This window comes from Psychrobacter maritimus (genome assembly GCF_904846345.1).
GTDB lineage: Bacteria > Pseudomonadota > Gammaproteobacteria > Pseudomonadales > Moraxellaceae > Psychrobacter > Psychrobacter maritimus.
Map to the genome: position 1 here is coordinate 132,487 of NZ_CAJHAJ010000005.1, position 17,849 is coordinate 150,335.

Below are 17,849 nucleotides of genomic sequence, written 5' to 3' on the forward strand. Positions count from 1 at the left end.
TGCTACCGCCGTAATTCTCTATATTATAATAGAGAACAAGCACTTACTTATGGCGATAAGTGTTCGATAGATATAATTCGATATATATAATAAGCACCCATTTTTACCATTAAAGCCCATCATGGAATGATGACGCGCAATCAATAACAACCTGCAAGGAAGCAGAAATCATGAATCAGACAACCGCCCAAGCCGCAAAAACCAACGCTCCTGCTGGCACGGAAAAAACCAGTCATAGCAGCCTTATCCATATAAAACGTCCAGCCAAGCTGAAATTTTACGATTTTTATTTAAACGAACATCAAAATATCGCTTGCCGCCGTTTGCATTTCGCCGGTAGTAGCTTTGGACTGTTGGGATTGGCAAAATCTGTTAAGAATCGCTCGGCAAAGCCACTACTGAAAGGTATTGCGGCAGGATATGCCTGCGCGTGGGTCGGACATTTTTTCTTTGAAAAGAACAAACCGGCCTCTTTTAAATTCCCTCTACAGAGCTTTGTCAGTGACTTTCGCATGTATAGCGATGTATTACGTGGCAGACTCAGCTTAAAAGACCGTAAGTTTGATAAAATTTAATAGGCATAATTCAATAGGCTCAATTTAATTGGTTTAATTTAACAAACACGAAAAAGCCAGCATAATAAATCATGCTGGCTTTTTATTTTAATCTCTACCATTAAGAGCCAAATACTCTTAATGTAGTCTAATAGTTTTCAAACTAAGCGTTTGCCATTTCTGCAAAAATCTCGTCAGCCGCTTTAATAGACGCTTCAATGTCGGCATCACTATGCTTGATTGACATAAAACCCGCTTCATAAGCCGATGGCGCAAGGTAGATACCGCGATCTAACATGCCATGGAAGAAAGTATTAAATACGTTCATATTGCATTCGGTGACTTCATCGAAGTTTTGCGGTACGTTTGTCGCCTTGTCTTTAACAAAGAACATACCAAACATGCCGCCCAATTTATTGGTGCGCAGATTGATACCATGCTTATCTGCCGCAGCTTGGAAGCCATCAACAAGCTTATCTACTTTCGCTGATAATTCAGCATAAAAGCCATCGACGGTTAGGTCTTCAAACATCGCAATACCCGCGCGCATTGCCAGTGGGTTACCTGATAACGTACCCGCTTGATAGACGCCGCCAAGTGGCGCGATACAAGACATCACTTCTTTTTTACCACCGAAAGCACCAACCGGTAAGCCGGCACCGATGATTTTACCAAAGCAAGTCAAATCAGGGTCAATACCAAAATGCGCTTGCGCGCCGCCAAGTCCGACACGAAAACCAGTCATCACTTCATCAAAAATCAATACCGCGCCGTTGGCGGTACATTCTGCACGCAAAGTATCATGGAATTCTTGGGTTGGAATGACCATATTCATGTTGCCGGCGATTGGTTCCACAATCACGCAAGCAATCTCACTACCCCATTTCGCAAAGCAGTCTTTAATCGCTTGTGGGTCATTATAAGGAATGGTAATCGTATGCTTAGCAAAATCGGCTGGCACGCCTTTTGATGTTGGTTCGCCAATATCTAGCATCCCTGAGCCCGCTTTTACCAATAAGCTGTCTGAATGCCCATGGTAGCAGCCTTCGAATTTAACGATTTTGTCACGCTCAGTAAAGCCGCGCGCCAAACGAATCGCGCTCATGGTCGCTTCTGTACCTGAGCTGGTCATTCGAATCATCTCAACGCTTGGGACGATTTCGCAAATCTTATCAGCAACCGTGGTTTCAAACGGCGTTGGTGTACCAAAGCTCAAACCGTCATCAGCGGCTTTTTTAACCGCATCAATGACTTTTGGATGCGCATGACCCAAAATCATCGGGCCCCAAGAGCCGACATAATCGATATAAGCATTGTCTTCGGTGTCATAGATTTTGCTGCCGTTAGCACGGTGCATAAAGATAGGCGTACCACCGACACCGGCAAAGGCGCGAACCGGTGAGTTTACGCCGCCAGGAATATGCTTACGTGCTTGCGCAAAGAGTTGTTCATTTTTAGTGCTCATAATTATTCTCTACTTATTCATTCGGTCTTATTTTATTAACAATCACTTAATTAACAACAACTTAGGCTTTTTTAACCACTGATGATTTCAGCTTCATTGGTCCATAACCATCCAGTTTACAGTCGATATCATGACCATCAGACGCATCTGGCAATAGGCGGATACCTTTTGCTCTCGTACCGACTTTGATAATGGTTGATGAACCTTTGACCTTTAAGTCTTTAATCACGGTGACGGTATCGCCATCTTGCAGCTCATTACCGACCGCATCACGAATGACCGCATCTTGCGCTTCAGCTTGCGCCGCATCGGTTTCAGCCGCGGTCCACTCATGCGCACACATAGGACATACCAGTAACGCACCATCTTCGTACGTATATTCAGCATCGCATTTTGGGCAATTGGGTAAGCTCATAATTTCCTCGTCAGCCGTGATAAATTGGGTGTATTCTAGAGCTAACATTGTACCGTAACTCGCCAGCTTTAACCAATCGCTTCGGCTGTGAATACTGTGCTGTGCTCAATTGTCATATTTGCTTATGCGGTAAAGCGGACATTTTTTATCACGTGGTTTTTTATGGTACTCTGCTTTAACCAAATTTGGTTTGATAGCCATTTGTTTTTAGATGGTGAAAACCTCAAACACTACTTTAAGTATTATTTTACCAACTACGTGAACAACCACTTTAATAACTCAGTATTAACCCTAATATCTGAGGCTATAGCGACTGATAAATAGGACAACAATAATGACTCAATCAACATTGCCACAATTTGCCCAGCTAACCATTCAAGGTGAGGATGCGGAAAAATTCTTACAAGGGCAGCTGACCTCTGATGTCACCAAGCTCGGACTTAGCTATCAAGCAACGGCGCTTAGCAATTTAAAAGGTCGTATCGACTTTGGGCTATGGATTAAAAAACAAGAAGAAAAGCATTTTGACGTGGTTATCAGCGCCGATTGTGCGGAGGCTTTTCAAGCGCATTTAAAGAAATTCGGTGCCTTTTCAAAGTTTGATACCAGCGCGCCAACGCCCATTTATCCTTGCGTGGTTGCCGATGAGCCGACCTTTAGCCATAAAGAGGAACATAATACGCCAGCAGACACCCAAGCGTGGATGCAAGCAAGTCTAGCCATTGGTAACTATTGGATAGTTGCTGCAACACAAGGACTGTTTCAACCGCAAGAGCTACGTCTGCATCAGCGCGGCGGTATGGACTACGATAAAGGCTGTTACTTGGGTCAAGAAGTCATCGCCCGTATTTACTTTAAAGCGGCACCAAAAACTTTTTTACATTATGTCAGCGGCACAGGTGATGTACCAGCAGCAGGTGATAAGTTAGAAAAAATTCAGGTAGTTAATGCGCTTGCAGATGACAATATTAACGGCAATGGTTTTAAGGCATTGGTTGTTGCCCGCCCTGAGCATCTAGCAGACAGCGAGCTTACGATATTAGACTTACCACCAGCACTGCAAGCGGATGTCGCCCGTCAAAAATAACGCGGAATAATCGATAACACAAAACAGTAAGTACTTTTTAAAATCCTTTAGTAAAAACGCAGCAGAGCAATCTATGACCCATATTGCGGTACTCGGAGCAGGCGTGGTGGGCGTGACCACCGCATGGTATCTTCGCCAAGCAGGCTACGATGTGACCGTGATTGAGCGTGAGCCAGCCGCCGGTATGCAGACCTCATTTGCCAATGGTGGGCAGATATCCGTCTCGCACGCGACGCCTTGGGCCAATCCTGCGGCTCCTATGAAAGCGCTTAAATGGCTGTTTAAGGAAGATGCGCCGCTGCTCTACCGCTTGCGTGCTGATAAAGCGCAATTGAAATGGGCGATGCAGTTTTTACAAGAATGCCGTGCAGATAAAGCCGATGCCAATTTGGTACAAATGGTACATCTAGGCTTGTATTCGCGTGACACACTACAACAGCTGCGTACTGATATCGGTATTGATTACGAGCAGCAAACGCGCGGTATCATGCATTTTTATACCAACCAAGCTGAATTTGATGCCGCCATCGCGCCAACCGAGCGCATGCAAGAGCTCGGCTGTGAGCGTCATATCATTGATATTAATAACGCGGTTAGCCTCGAGCCTGCGCTTTATCCTATTGCTCATAAGCTCAAAGGCGCGACTTATACCAGCCGTGATGAATCGGGTAATGCCCATTTATTTACCCAACGTTTGGCTCAGCGCTGCGTCGATGCTGGCGTGCAGTTCTTATACGATACCGAAATTTTGGCGTTAAACACCGACGCCCATTCTGCTCGCCCGCATGTGCATAGTATGACCATTCGTCCCAAGAGAGAGAACGCGCAGACCTTTAGCGCCGATAATTATGTACTGGCACTTGGCAGCTATAGCGTATCACTCATGAAACCGCTCAATATTCACCTGCCAATTTTCCCTGCTAAAGGTTACTCGGCTACTTATGAAATCAATCCGCGTGCGCCGCATTTAGCTCCCTTTGTTAGTCTCATTGATGATGAGTTTAAGCTGGTCACCTCACGCCTTGGTGACAAATTGCGGGTTGCCGGCACGGCAGAGTTTAACGGCTACAATTTGGATTTGAATGCCACCCGCTGTGAAGCTATCACGCGCCGTGTACAGCAGCTATTTCCCAAAGGCATCATTGCCGATTCTGTGCAATACTGGACAGGGCTGCGCCCAATGACACCCTCTAATGTGCCGTTAATAGGGCGCGCGCATAAGGGTCAAGTCCGTCATGGTAGTCATAATATAGACGCTAGCTTCGATAATTTATGGCTCAATACCGGTCATGGCACGCTTGGCTGGACCCATGCTTGTGGTTCGGCAAAGGCTCTCAGCTTATTGATACAGGGTGAGACGCCGCCAGTCGACTTTGATTTTGTTGGCTTAAGAACGTAAAAATAAAAAACGTAAAAATTAGGAACGTAAAAAAAGGCACTTTTATAAGTGCCTTTTTATTTACATTAAAAATTTTCTAGAGCTATTTTATGCAGCGCTTCCTGATTTAATATCGGCATTAACGTCAGAATAAACGCTTGAATCGGTAATCTCCAAATTAGCCACTTCTAGCGGAATTGCTTCTAATTGCACAGGTACGCCATTGACCGCTGCATTACCACTTAACTGATCGATTAAGGTGTCGTCCGTCAAATCATTGACACTGACGCCGGCATGCGCTTGCGCAATTTTTTGCTTCACGCCTTTACGCCCGTGACCCCAACCATGAGGGATACTTACCACTTTTGGCATCAGCTCATTGGTTACTTCTGCGGTAATAATCACGCTACCAACGCGCGAGCTAACTTTTACGTTTTGACCATCTTCAATACCGTATTCTTTGGCCGTTTCAGGATGCAACATAAGCGTACAGCGCGGCTTACCTTTTACCAAGCGATAGCTATTGTGCAGCCACGAATTATTACTACGGACATGGCGACGACCGATTAATAACACCTGCTTATCGTCATAGTTCTGCATCATCTCCTGTACGCGCTCTAAATCTGCTTGATAAAAATTAACGTTAAGATGAATCTGCTTGTCTTTATGCTTTAATGCTTGCGGTAGCATCCTTTTGAGGGGCCCTAAATCAAACCCATGCGGCTTTTTCTTAAGCTTATTTAGGCTCATGCCAGCATAAGGTCCACGTCTTAACCCTTGATCAAGCATAAATTTTGGTCCTAAAATATTGACCAATCGGCGCTCAATTTTGGTTGCAAGCGCTGCTTTTTTATCTAGACGTTTTGCTAATTCTAAATAGATTTGCCAGTCATGTTTGGCACTTTTTTTCTTAGAAAACAATGCTTTTGAATACTTAGCGACGTTATGCACAGCGAAATTATTAAAGGTGACGTCATAATGGTCACGCTCTAGTGGCGATACGGGTGGCAAAATGATATGGGCATGGCGGCTGGTTTCTGTCACAAAGTAATCAATCGCAACCATAAAATCTAAGTTGGCAAACGCCGTATCTAACTTTTCACCATTTGGCGTACTCAAGACAGGGTTGCCAGCGACAGTCATAAAGCCCTTTAATTGCCCCGCGCCTTCTACTAGCATCTCATCTGCCATTGCCACGACAGGATAATCACCATTAAAATCAGGCAAGTTACTCACGCGACTATGGCGTTTACCTAAATAACCTGGGCCTGAGTTATTGACCACATCGACCGCAGGATTGGGGAACATTAGACCACCCACTTCATCCAAGCGACCCGTGACAATATTGATGACCATGATGAGATACTGGCTTAATAAGCCAAACTCTTGCACCGATACGCCCATGCGCCCGTAACAGACCGAGCTTTCAGCTTCACAAAACTCTTTGACCAGTCGTTTAATCTCGCTTGCCGCAATGCCAGTAATATCAGCAACGGATTCGGCGCTATAGTCTTTGGCAAAGTCTGCAACGCGCTCAATCTCTGGCGCGAGCGCCGCCGCTCTATTATTTTTAGCGCGTGCCTTGTCCGCATAACCTTGGAGATAGATTTCATTGAGCATGGCAAGCAAGAGTAAGACATCTGTCGCTGGGCGGATAAAATGATGCTCGCTAGCAATATCTGCCGTTTCGGTGCGCCTTGGATCAATCACTACTACCTTGCCATCGCGGGCTTTGATATCTTTTAGCTTTTGGCGCATATTTGGCGCGGTCATAATACTGCCGTTAGACGCCAGCGGATTACCGCCAATGATAAGCATATATTGGGTACGATTGACGTCAGGCACAGGGATACGCAGCATATGCCCAAACAGATGCATACTGACAATATGGTGCGGCAATTGGTCGATGGAAGTCGCAGAAAAACGACTGCGCGTCTTTATACTGCTTAATAAATGCTTAATCGTTAACATGCCGCCCAAATTATGGACGTTGGGATTACCTAGATAAATACCGAAAGCATTTTGACCATGTTTCTTTTGTACCGACTGAATACCCGCGGCCACTTTATCGAGAGCTTCAGGCCAGCTAATCTCTTTCCAACCGTTAGCCGTTCTCTCAACGGGATGACGCAGGCGATCACTGTCTTCATGCAAATCTTGCAAGGCGGTCGCTTTTGGACAAATATAACCTTTGGAGAATGGGTCGTTTTTATCACCTTTAATCGATAGCACTTTTTCACCATCGTGCTGGATGACAATACCGCACATCGCTTCGCATAAATTGCAGGTTCTAAAATGGGTTTGCTCATTCGTCTTGCTTTGTTCACTAGCCATGGTCGCGCTCCCTGTTATTTTTTACTATCGCTTTCACTATATAAATTCCGTTTTATAGGTTTAATAAAGGTAGTAAATTTACTCATCTTAAAAATATTGAGCGTTAGCCAAAGTTAAGCATTGATAAGCTCAATAACTAACCTTCCACTCTGTGCCTATCTTTGGTGAAAAAACTGCTAAAAAGTCCATCAAAGTTTTTGCACAACATGGCAATGGCTTGCTGCTGTGAATAGCGCTGTTGATGACAACCTAATATCAACTCATGTACTTGGGCGGCAGCGATATCAACGCAGAGATGAACGTCAAACGCCTCAAAAGAACACTCAGCTGACTGCAAGCCCTGCATAAATATCTTGGTCCACTCCTCGCGTATCTCTGTGATTAGACTTCCCAAGCCTTTATCCTCTACTTTTGAATCAAAGCGCAGACTGTCTTCCATTAAACGTTGAAATAAAGCAATATTCTGAAAGGCGGCAGCAAAAATCATCGTCAAGCAGTGTTGGCAACGCTGATTAAACGCCTCTTTAGACAGCATTGCATGGTCTTTAAGCATATCGACCCACGCCATACGCATCGGTGATAAATAGTTGTCTTTCAGCTGTGCGCCTAACTCCTGCTGCAACGCCTCTAAGCTATCAAAGTGATTATAAAAACTTGGCTGGGCAATACCGGCACCTTTGGCGATTTTGTTCATGCTCATGCCACAAGCGCCTTCCAAGCTATACAGCTGCAAGGCACTTTTTAACAGCGCATGGCGCGTCTTTGCTTTGGCCAAATCACGCTTCGATTCTGCTTTTATAGAACTTACTACCTTAAGTGCATTCACTGTCAATCTACCGTAGATGAATCAATCGTATAACGTATTTATTATTTCAACTATAAGGCTATAGCCATTTAAACGATAAGTCTATATTTAAATACTCAGATAGGTTTAAATACTGAAGCAAAGGATTATTAACAGTCAATCTTTACCTATCATGCTGAGAAAACGCCCTATCTCTTACACAACTATGCGGCCCATAACATAGTGGTGGCTTTTATCATAATTGAGTAACACTGCAAACATTGGCCATACAGACAAGGCGCGCTGAAATTCATATATTGGTAGCACAAGTTAGCCACTGGCTAGTTGTAGAGTACTGAAACGCAGTACTGAAAGTGTCATAAGAATCATAAATAATAATCTACATACTAAAGCGTCATATAAACTGTTGATTTAACTTTTATAACAGCTTTATCAAGACGCAATAACGAGAATAAGGAATATCACAATGAATGAACATACCCTAAAAGGTGATTGGAATCAGATGAAAGGTACAGTGAAGCAGAAGTGGGCTGACCTGACTGATGATGACTTACTACATATCGAAGGTAGCCGTGATAAGCTTGTGGGTAAAGTCCAAGAGCGTTATGGTCATAGCAAAGATGACGCTGAGCGTGAAGTTGATACATGGCGCAATGAAAACAAATATTAATTAATAATTGCTCTTATAAAACCTTGTCGTAAATACAGATCTTTATAAGTAAGTAAGTAATTAAAAAAACCGCATTGATTATAATGCGGTTTTTTATTGCTCATTGCTCATTGATAGCTGTGTCAATATATAGAATGCTGGATCGCAGGTTTGAATGAAAAACAAACAATGTAAAATAGTTAACACCCAGACACGATAAAACCGCATAGCAATTAATTGTTATGCGGTTTTATTGTTAACGATCCTTGTTACCCATCACCACTCTAATCACTGCATCCTTGCAGGATATTAAGTATATTGTGATAGCCGGGCATCCTGCCCATTTCTTCACACTACTATTGGCATTATCTGCCTGCAACACGGGTCATGTGTCCTTATTCCACTTGCTATTATCATCCTGATGCCAGCAAATCGAACTATTATCCTTAATACGGTCAACTCAATCCTTGAGTCACATTCCCTTATGCCGTGTGTGTATAGTGTCAAATTATAAGGCTGCTGTTAAGTCGCGTAAGCGTCATTGCGTGTAAGCATATGCTTACGTCAATTATAAAAATGACCGGTAATATGATTCAAGTTATTGATAATAATATTATTATCGTTAAATGACATATTTAATGATTTTCTATAAATTATTTAAATACTAAAATTATTATCGATGTTTGCTAACGTTAGCAACACCTTGGTCACCTAAAGTGTCGAATGCTTACGCAAATATTTGCAAAATTTACAACTTATTAACACCAATGACATGTATTAATGAGTTTTAAGTCTTACTATGTGTATGTAAGAAAATATTTCAAGACTAAGAGACAAATATCGATTCTATAAGAATGTTGCTCCGTAATCTTTTGCTTCATAACCTTTATAGAGTCTTTAGCTCTTTATATATAACAGATATATAACCAGTCACTATTAAAAATTTAAGCCTGATAAATACCAGTATGACAAGTATAAGTTGGATTAAGATAAGGCTTATTAATAACATTGCCTTACTCAGATATGCTATACCAAAGGAGATTTTATCGTGAAAATTCTACCCGCTTTCTCATTTAAGACAGCAATATCTGCCGGTCTGGCGCTGACAATGTTAGGGACAGTTGCCGGTTGTGCCGTTGTCGGTCCAGGTTACGAAGATTACCCAATATATGGCGGTAACAGCGATTATGGCAATGTTGACTATAAGCGTGTTAACCAAACCCTGCGCAATGACCTACGCCGCAAAGGCTATCAGGTTATGGATATCCGTGCTGATAACTATCGTGGCAATCGAGCCATCACTGCCATTGCTAGAAAGAACAATCAAACTTATGAGCTGAAATATACCTATCCTGATTTAAGACTCATTAGCTCAAATAAAAGAGCCTCTACTAGCATCTGGCAAGATGATAGATATGATAAAAACGACTATAAGAAAGACAAATATAAAAATAATGGCAAATATAAAAATAACAAGCATTATAAAAACGATGATATTGAAAACAGCATCAAAAGAGATTCGCGCTATCCAGCCATTAAACAACGTGCTATTAACAAGGTAAGATCGATGGGCTACCGCGTCGAAGATATTGAGCTGGAAGAAAAGAACGGTCGCGGCGTGTTTGAGATTGAAGCCAAGCGTGGTTCGCAAGAATATGAGATTTTACTTGGCTATCCAAACTTAAATGTCATCAAGGTTGAGAAAGATTAGTATTCAAGCTGTATAAACTTTTGCAAGAAATGTTTTAAGCAGTAAATGCATTAACTAGAGATTTTGGCATCGTTGACTACTTGGTGCCTTTGGTCACATAAGCCAGCCCTTGGTTTATGTGACCATTTTTTATAGCTTGATTTTTGATAACATGGCTTTCGATAGCACGACTTTTGATGACATAGCTTTTGATAACATGATTTGTATGGCAAGATTTTATATAGCATCACTGCTAACGCCTTTAACATCATAAGAGGATATTATGAAAAAATTTACTTTATTAAAAACCACCGCTGCGAGTAGTACGATTGCCGCGTTATTAGCCATCACGACAGGCTGTGTTACCGCACCCGATTACAACGCTTATGGCGACCTTTACGAGGACATTTATAAAGACACCAAGGTCTACAAGAAACACAAAAAAAACATCAAATCCATTGATAAAGAGCTTTATCAGCCTGCTATCGAGCAACGTGCGGCTAATAAAGTCAGTAGCATGGGTTACCGAGTCAAAGACGTCAAATATAAAAAAGGCGACAGTAAAATAAAAGTAAAAGCCCGACGCGGCAGTGAAGACTATAAAATCGAGCTTGGCTATCCGAGCTATAACGTGATTAAAATCAAAGAAGATTGATAACAGGTGTTAAAAATCTAACACCTCAATCACATCATAAGCAGGCGTCTCATAAGGATGCGCCTGCTTTAATGCCTCGATAACTGCCTCAATACGAGCAGTAGCAACGACCATCTCTACCCGCCATTCATCAACGGTTTCAAGTTTATCTTGCGCCCCAATATTTGGCTGACTGCCTGCCAACGGCATAAACTGCCCGCTCCCCTGCACTTGCCAGCAGCATTGTTCATAATTGCCAATCTTGCCAGCACCCGCTGCAAACAAGGCAGACTTTACTGGTTCTAACGCCGAATCTGGAATAAAAACGGTTAATTTATACATAGATTATCTCCTTTGAGCCTATTTAGAAAAATTACTATCAGCTATAAACTTACTATTTTTTAGATAATGAAGGATGGTCGGTCCAGATATAGCGCAATAACCAATCTTTCGCCTCGCCTGCATAATCAATCCCAATCCGTGGACGCAGTGATATTGGCGGCTGACAGCCATCATCTTCAATCCAAACTCCTGATACAAGCGTAATGGGTTTGCCATATAAATTACGGTCGATTTGCAAATGTTTGGTCAACTTGCCGGGCCCGGCCAATTGTTTTATTTCTTTTAGAGGACTTAATGGCTTATCTGCGCTCAGTAATTGCTCGTCAAGCAAGCGCTCACTATCCTCTGTAAAAAAGCCTGCCCGTATCAACACCGCTTCTGGTGACTCTGCGGGCCCACTTACTAAATTAAGCATATGATGGATACCGTAAGTCAGATAAACGTAAAACACGCCGCCTTGGTTATACATGATCTCAGTACGTGCAGTACGCGTACCGGCGTGAGCATGACAGGCGGCATCACCTTCTCCAATGTAGGCTTCGGTTTCTGAGATACGCATACGCAGGATTTTTTGCTTGCCGTCACTATCGGTTAGCTGTCGACATAAAACCTTACCAATCAAGTCAGCCGCGACCACGCAAGTTGGACGATTAAACCATGCAGGTTCTAAAATTATGGATTGAATATCGGATTGCTTAGGTGCTAGCATCTATGATGACCTTTTGATTTATAACGGTATTTTTATATTGACGGTATAAATTTAGCATAAAAACTCACCGAAAGACGTTAGGTGATAGACGCTATTACCTATTGCAACTGATGCTATACAGACAGTTAACTCATTCTAATAGTAATCTTGACTCTCGCTATTTAAGATTAAAACATCCAATACTAAAATACATAATCAAAAGGATATAACAATGAGTAACTCTAATGCGAGTGATAATAAGCACAATAACAATAAGCAGCAGAATAACAATGAAAAGGACACGGATCAGAACACAGCGGTGAAAAATAACGACGCTGCTAATGACTCTAAAGACAACAACGCTAATAAAGATGCTAATAGCAAAAACGATAAACAGAACAATCAATCAGACAGCAAAGACAGCAAAGACAGCAAAGACAGCAAAGACAGCAAAGACAGCAAAGACAGCAAAGACAGCAAAGACAGCAAAGATGATAAAACGTCAGATAAGAATGGTAATAAAGACGATAAATCATCAGACAAAGACAATAGTAAAGATAAAGACGCTTCTGATAAGGAAGATAAAGACAGTAAAAACAATGACTCTAAATCTAAAGACGATAAAGAATCCTCTTTAAAAGACACTGCGACAACTAAAGCTAAAGAGGTAGTCGGCTCATTAGCTGATAAAGCCGCAGATGCGATGGAGCTGGCAGCGAAAAAAATCAAAGAAGTGCGTAAAGACAAATAATATAGCTGTCTTTAATATAACCGTTTTTAAAATGATTATCCCCATAAAAAAACTGAGCACATGGCTCAGTTTTTTATTACTTAAATATTGAAGAGTTGGATATATTTAGCTTAATGGCACGCCAATACGTTTTGCCACTTCTTCATAGCCTTCAATCACGTCACCCAATGACTGGCGGAAACGGTCTTTATCGAGTTTTTTCTTGGTAGCTTTGTCCCAGATACGGCAACCATCAGGCGAGAACTCATCGCCTAAAACGATACGGTCATGGAATACGCCAAATTCAAGTTTAAAATCTACCAGTATTAAATCACCAGCATCAAACAAAGTTTTTAATACTTCATTTACTTGATGGCTCAGCTCTTTCATCTTCGCCAATTGTGCCTCATTAGCCCAATCAAGAGAGATAGAGATTGACTCATTAACCATCGGATCACCAAGCGCATCATCTTTATAGAACAGCTCATAAGTAGGCGGCGTCAAAGCTTGCCCTTCTTCTAGACCTAGACGACGCACTAGACTGCCAGCGGCAAAATTACGTACCACACATTCAACTGGAATCATCTCTAAGCGCTTAACCAGCACTTCATCATCTGATAATTGCTTTTCGAAATGGGTTTCAATACCAGCGTCAGCCAATTTTTGCATAATAAAAGCGTTAAAGCGGTTGTTCACCACGCCTTTACGGGCGAGCTGCTCGATACGCTTACCATCAAGCGCTGAGGTATCGTCACGGAAATGTAAAATCAGCAGATCGTTGTCTTCTGTTTCATAAACAGATTTGGCTTTGCCTTTATACAGCAGTTCTTGCTTTTGCATGAGGGGAGTTCCTGTTCGTTCAAGCTTATGTGGTAAAAACGCGCAGCGACCGCTAAGCGCTTTATATTAAGGTGTTAAGAAAAAATACTTAACCATAATAAAAAACCAGCGGTACAGATAGGGATAAAAAAGGGTTTATTCTGAAACTTGGGTAACGGCAACCGCACGCTGAGGTTTCGGCAATTGATACTGCTTACCTGACTCGTTTTGCAACTTTAGCGTATTTGTGCCCGCACTAGGGGTTGGGTATAACGGCACAAATGGCGCGGTTTCTTGCTCAGCAGGTAGCTGTAGCGGCGCCAGTTTTTTGCTTTGCTGATACTCAAGACTACCGTTATCACGCTTGCCAAACACTTCTTTTGTCGCTTGGCAACCGCTCAATACCAACGTACTACCCAAAACTACCGTTAGCAGCGCCGGGAATATCTTTGCAGGGGTTGATGATACTGTCATCATATTATCTCTCTGAGTTAGCCGTTATTGCTTATTTGGTGCGTATTTGGATAATGCGCTTATAGTTAAAATACTTAATAGACTCTTGCTAAGCTATAAGCGACATTTTATTGAATTGATAAAAATCTAGAGTAAGTTGGCACGAATCAAGGCTTCATCAATCGTTGCATGGTGCTGTTCAGCCAGCCATACCAATGGCAGACGAATACCTGTGTCTATCATGCCCATTTTATGTAGGGCGTATTTGGCAGGGATAGGACTTGACTCGATAAATAGGTCACGGTGTAAGTGTTTTACCACGTCATGGACTTTATGAGCGGCATCAAAATCACCGCGTAAACCCGCACTAAAGGTTTCGCTCATGGCTTTTGGGGCAACGTTGGCGGTCACTGAAATATTGCCTTTACCACCCAGTTTCATCAATTCAAGGGCAGTACCATCATCACCAGATAGCACCACCATTCTGTCACCGACCGCTTTGATTAATTGCTCGCCGCGAATCGTAGAACCTGTGGCGTCTTTAATAGCGACGATGTTATCAATATCAGCAAGGCGTTCAACCGTTTCTTGAGCAATATCAACAACGGTACGACCCGGTACGTTATAAAGCATCTGCGGTATTTTTACCGCTTCTGCGATGGCTTTATAATGCTGAAACAAGCCTTCTTGTGGCGGCTTATTATAATAAGGAGCAACCAATAGCGCACAGTCTGCGCCCGCATCCGCTGCATCTTGAGTCAGCTTAATGGCTTCAGTGGTGTTATTGGCACCAGTACCTGCAATTACGGGCACGCGACCTTTGACATGCTGCACAAAATAGCGAATCACATCGCTGTGCTCTTGCATCGACAAAGTCGCTGATTCACCAGTGGTACCGACAGCAACAAGGCAATGCGTGCCCTGCTCAATCTGCCAATCTATGAGGTCTGCCAGACGTTTATAATCGACCGTGCCGTCAGGATGCATGGGCGTTACCAAGGCTACCATTGAGCCTTGTAGTCGGGTTTTGATATCGTCGTATGCTGTGCTCATAACCGTGCCTTACTGTATTATCCTAGCTTTTATTAAAGCTATCACATGATAAGTCGTGTGCAAGTGCCCTGATAAAGATAATCGTCATAAACACAAATGCATAATGATTTATGTTATTGAAAATAACGTTAAAGGTCATACCTTGCTTGATGGTGATATTCATGATTTATAATAACGTCATGAACGCTATTTTTATCTGCGGCCAATCTGATTGATGCTTAGCCATAAAAACGCCTGTTAGTGTAGCATATTTTGGCTCTATCGCTATCAATCAATTAACCCCTAAGCTCTTTATAAAGCAAAAAATCGTCTGTCCATTGAGAGGCTAAGCGCTACTTTATTATGCCAATTTTGCAGCAAACATCGAGAGGATTTCAATGTAAGCTTGGCATTATTTGACCTTCAAGCCTAGCCTGAAAACTAAACAGTTAGTGTAGCGTAATTACGGATTACCGCTAAAACCTTTTCCGGTATTTTAACGAATCGTCAACACATCGATGGTCGGGCGATACAAGCAAGCCAATTATCGCCTTATTATTTATCTTAATCATCATCTATGATTCTAATAGCTCAGATTCTCTACTCTCTATTCTCTACTCTATATTTTCTACTCAATCCGCAAACCGATAATACCCGGAATACCTTGACGCATCATCTCAAGCGTCACCACCCCTTTTTTGGGTAACAATGAAACGGCGCTAGAAAAATCGTTGACCGTTTTAATAGGTTTTTGATGCAAGTTAGTGATAACGTCGCCGGCCAATATGCCAGAGCGTGCTGCCAATCCTGTCGGCTCAATGGCGGTGACCAATACACCCGTCTTATTATCAGACGCCAGCTCTCTTTGCTCCTCCGGCGTTAAGTTGCGCAGCGCCAATCCTAAGCTTATGCCGTTAGTTTGCTGAGCAGAACTTTGTGACTGGATATCGTTTGAGGCGTTACTGAGCTTGCCTGTTACGATAGATTGCTTACCATCGCGCTGAATCTGGACGCGAAATGTATCATTAGGTCGGGCTCGATTAATCAAGTTTAATAAGTCTGATGCTTCCACAATTTGAATATCATTATACTTTAAAATAATGTCGCCTGATTTTAGCCCAGCCTTTTGCGCTGGCGAATCTGGTGACACACGCGTCAATAACGCCCCTTGTGGACGCGCTAAGTTATAAGCCTCGGCTAAATTGCGGTCAATATCTTGGGGATAAATGCCCAAATAAGCGCGTGCGACCTCACCATTATTTTTTAGCTGCTCATAAATATCCATCGCCGCATCAATCGGGATGGAAAATGACAGCCCCATATAACCGCCTGTACCGCTAAAAATACGCGAGTTAATGCCAATCACTTCGCCGCGCTGATTAAATAATGGGCCACCTGAGTTACCAGGGTTCAAGGCAACGTCAGTTTGGATAAAGGGTACGCTGGTCTCACGCGAAAAATTACGGGACTTGGCACTAACAATACCCGCCGATGCCGAATAATCAAAACCAAAGGGTGACCCAATTGCCAATACCGGCTCGCCTACTTTTAAAGCATTGGAATCACCGATTGGCAACGAAGGGAACTGACGACCCGTGACCTTTAATACTGCCACATCAGAGCGCTCATCGCTGCCTACTAAAGTCGCATCAAGCTCGGTTCGGTCATTAAGCGTGACGCTGATTTTGTCCGCGCCTGCCACCACATGATGGTTGGTCAGCATATAGCCATCAGCGGTGACAAAAAATGCTGTGCCATAAGCATGCTCAATCGCTGGCGTCGCTGCTTGATCAGGAATACGCAAACGATCGCCAAAGAATTTACGCAATAGCTCAGCGGTCTGGGCTTTGGCAAGCTCAGCCTCGCTGACGGTTTTGGTCACATTTACACGCGCCACAGCTGGGGTAACTTGCTGAACCAAACCCGAAAAATCTGCGGTGGTAACGGCAGCTTCAGCGTTCGGTACGGTAGCTATATTGATACCCGCAACCATGGTAGTGGCTACGGCAAGTGCCAAGGTGCTCTGTTGTAACCAACGCGTCAAATTGCGCGTATTTGGTACTTTAGACATATTGATAGGCATATTTTTAGGCATGTTACCCTCCATATAATGGGTCTTATAGTCGTTATAAACTAATTATTATAAACGGTTTAAATAGGACCGTTATTAAGCATAGTTTTGGCGTATCTTATCAAGGTATCGTACTAACCTATTTATTCTAATAACTATGGCTTAGCTTGCTTATTCACTAAAATCTAAAGAAATGGTCTTTATATTTTTAGATTAAAAATTTACTGAATGCTTTTATCGCAGGTTTTTATCATAGCTTCGAGCGATGCAAGCTTGCAAAGTAGACTGTTTGTTAGTTTACAGTCCATTTTAGACTTATGGTATAAAACTTTCTCTTTTCTCTCATAAGGATGGCCAATGTCATTACCTACTTCTGTTTTAAAGTGAATCCACTATATGCTAGCAATGCTAAAAAATAACGCAAGCCTGCCTTATGTATAACATGCGCTTAGTAGCTGCTTTGATAAAGCTTTATGGGCAGATAGTAAAGCCGCTCAGAGCGCTCAGAAAAAAGAGCCTCGAAATACATAAAATAAAACCATGTTATGATAACAAGCCAAATAATTTATATGGCAAACAAAAGTTAATTTTTGTAGGTCATTAGGTTATCAGATTGGCTATCATCACCTTATTTTTCATCTTTTTCTTTTTTAGATTATGCTTACTAATCTGGGAAAGCTTTTGTCTTTACTGCGATATCGTA

General features: G+C 42.5%; 17 protein-coding genes. 7 read left to right on the forward strand and 10 right to left on the reverse strand.

Annotated elements, in window-relative coordinates; all coding sequences use genetic code 11:
* Positions 1-170 precede the first annotated feature (170 nt).
* On the forward strand, positions 171-575 hold the full coding sequence (locus tag JMX50_RS08570) for a DUF962 domain-containing protein (protein WP_201629222.1): 405 nt from the start codon (positions 171-173) through the stop codon (positions 573-575).
* 142 nt (positions 576-717) lie between these two features.
* Here JMX50_RS08570 and hemL read toward each other — a convergent pair whose 3' ends face one another.
* Complete coding sequence (hemL, locus tag JMX50_RS08575) at positions 718-2,019, reverse strand: glutamate-1-semialdehyde 2,1-aminomutase (protein WP_201629223.1); 1,302 nt, start codon at positions 2,017-2,019, stop codon at positions 718-720.
* Positions 2,020-2,080: 61 nt separating this feature from the next.
* Positions 2,081-2,434 (reverse strand): zinc ribbon domain-containing protein YjdM, encoded by a 354-nt coding sequence (locus JMX50_RS08580; RefSeq protein ID WP_270896626.1) that lies wholly within the window; start codon positions 2,432-2,434, stop codon positions 2,081-2,083.
* A gap of 334 nt (positions 2,435-2,768) precedes the next feature.
* Between JMX50_RS08580 and JMX50_RS08585 the strand changes: the two genes are divergently transcribed.
* Positions 2,769-3,521, forward strand: coding sequence for a YgfZ/GcvT domain-containing protein (locus JMX50_RS08585; RefSeq protein ID WP_201629224.1), 753 nt, complete (start codon positions 2,769-2,771; stop codon positions 3,519-3,521).
* A gap of 73 nt (positions 3,522-3,594) precedes the next feature.
* A complete protein-coding gene (locus tag JMX50_RS08590) occupies positions 3,595-4,920 on the forward strand; it encodes a D-amino acid dehydrogenase (protein WP_201629225.1) in 1,326 nt (441 codons plus the stop codon).
* 87 nt (positions 4,921-5,007) lie between these two features.
* On the opposite strand, the gene JMX50_RS08595 is transcribed toward JMX50_RS08590, so the two are convergent.
* Together JMX50_RS08595 and JMX50_RS08600 are read right to left on the reverse strand one after the other, a co-directional pair.
* Positions 5,008-7,233 carry a molybdopterin oxidoreductase family protein gene (locus tag JMX50_RS08595; RefSeq protein ID WP_201629226.1) on the reverse strand — a complete coding sequence of 742 codons (2,226 nt, stop codon included), beginning with the start codon at positions 7,231-7,233 and terminating at the stop codon, positions 5,008-5,010.
* A gap of 136 nt (positions 7,234-7,369) precedes the next feature.
* The gene (locus JMX50_RS08600; protein ID WP_201629227.1) at positions 7,370-8,059 is read right to left on the reverse strand and encodes a TetR/AcrR family transcriptional regulator; all 690 of its coding nucleotides are present in this window, start codon (positions 8,057-8,059) and stop codon (positions 7,370-7,372) included.
* A 445-nt stretch (positions 8,060-8,504) separates the two neighbouring features.
* Here JMX50_RS08600 and JMX50_RS08605 point away from each other — a divergent pair, with 445 nt between their 5' ends.
* The 3 genes from JMX50_RS08605 to JMX50_RS08615 all read left to right on the forward strand — a co-directional run bounded on the left by JMX50_RS08605 (position 8,505) and on the right by JMX50_RS08615 (position 11,032).
* A complete protein-coding gene (locus tag JMX50_RS08605) occupies positions 8,505-8,708 on the forward strand; it encodes a CsbD family protein (RefSeq protein WP_201564442.1) in 204 nt (67 codons plus the stop codon).
* Between the two features lie 1,027 nt (positions 8,709-9,735).
* Positions 9,736-10,398 carry a hypothetical protein gene (locus JMX50_RS08610; RefSeq protein WP_201629228.1) on the forward strand — a complete coding sequence of 221 codons (663 nt, stop codon included), beginning with the start codon at positions 9,736-9,738 and terminating at the stop codon, positions 10,396-10,398.
* A 262-nt stretch (positions 10,399-10,660) separates the two neighbouring features.
* The gene (locus JMX50_RS08615; RefSeq protein WP_201629229.1) at positions 10,661-11,032 is read left to right on the forward strand and encodes a hypothetical protein; all 372 of its coding nucleotides are present in this window, start codon (positions 10,661-10,663) and stop codon (positions 11,030-11,032) included.
* 9 nt (positions 11,033-11,041) lie between these two features.
* Here JMX50_RS08615 and cutA read toward each other — a convergent pair whose 3' ends face one another.
* Both cutA and JMX50_RS08625 read right to left on the reverse strand, forming a co-directional pair.
* Positions 11,042-11,353, reverse strand: coding sequence for a YqfO family protein (gene cutA / locus JMX50_RS08620; RefSeq protein WP_201629230.1), 312 nt, complete (start codon positions 11,351-11,353; stop codon positions 11,042-11,044).
* Positions 11,354-11,405: 52 nt separating this feature from the next.
* Positions 11,406-12,062: a DNA-3-methyladenine glycosylase gene (locus JMX50_RS08625; protein WP_201629231.1), complete on the reverse strand. Its 657-nt coding sequence runs from the start codon at positions 12,060-12,062 to the stop codon at positions 11,406-11,408.
* Positions 12,063-12,273: 211 nt separating this feature from the next.
* On the opposite strand from JMX50_RS08625, the gene JMX50_RS08630 reads away from it, so the two are divergent.
* The gene (locus tag JMX50_RS08630; RefSeq protein WP_201629232.1) at positions 12,274-12,792 is read left to right on the forward strand and encodes a hypothetical protein; all 519 of its coding nucleotides are present in this window, start codon (positions 12,274-12,276) and stop codon (positions 12,790-12,792) included.
* A 105-nt stretch (positions 12,793-12,897) separates the two neighbouring features.
* Here the strand turns inward: JMX50_RS08630 and purC are convergent, their stop codons facing one another.
* The 4 genes from purC to JMX50_RS08650 all read right to left on the reverse strand — a co-directional run bounded on the left by purC (position 12,898) and on the right by JMX50_RS08650 (position 17,158).
* Positions 12,898-13,611, reverse strand: a complete 714-nt coding sequence (purC, locus tag JMX50_RS08635) for a phosphoribosylaminoimidazolesuccinocarboxamide synthase (RefSeq protein WP_201618963.1) — start codon at positions 13,609-13,611, stop codon at positions 12,898-12,900.
* A gap of 135 nt (positions 13,612-13,746) precedes the next feature.
* A complete protein-coding gene (locus JMX50_RS08640; protein WP_201618962.1) occupies positions 13,747-14,067 on the reverse strand; it encodes a hypothetical protein in 321 nt (106 codons plus the stop codon).
* Positions 14,068-14,190: 123 nt separating this feature from the next.
* Positions 14,191-15,096, reverse strand: a complete 906-nt coding sequence (gene dapA, locus JMX50_RS08645) for a 4-hydroxy-tetrahydrodipicolinate synthase (protein ID WP_201629233.1) — start codon at positions 15,094-15,096, stop codon at positions 14,191-14,193.
* A gap of 607 nt (positions 15,097-15,703) precedes the next feature.
* A complete protein-coding gene (locus JMX50_RS08650; RefSeq protein ID WP_201564659.1) occupies positions 15,704-17,158 on the reverse strand; it encodes a Do family serine endopeptidase in 1,455 nt (484 codons plus the stop codon).
* Positions 17,159-17,849 lie beyond the last annotated feature (691 nt).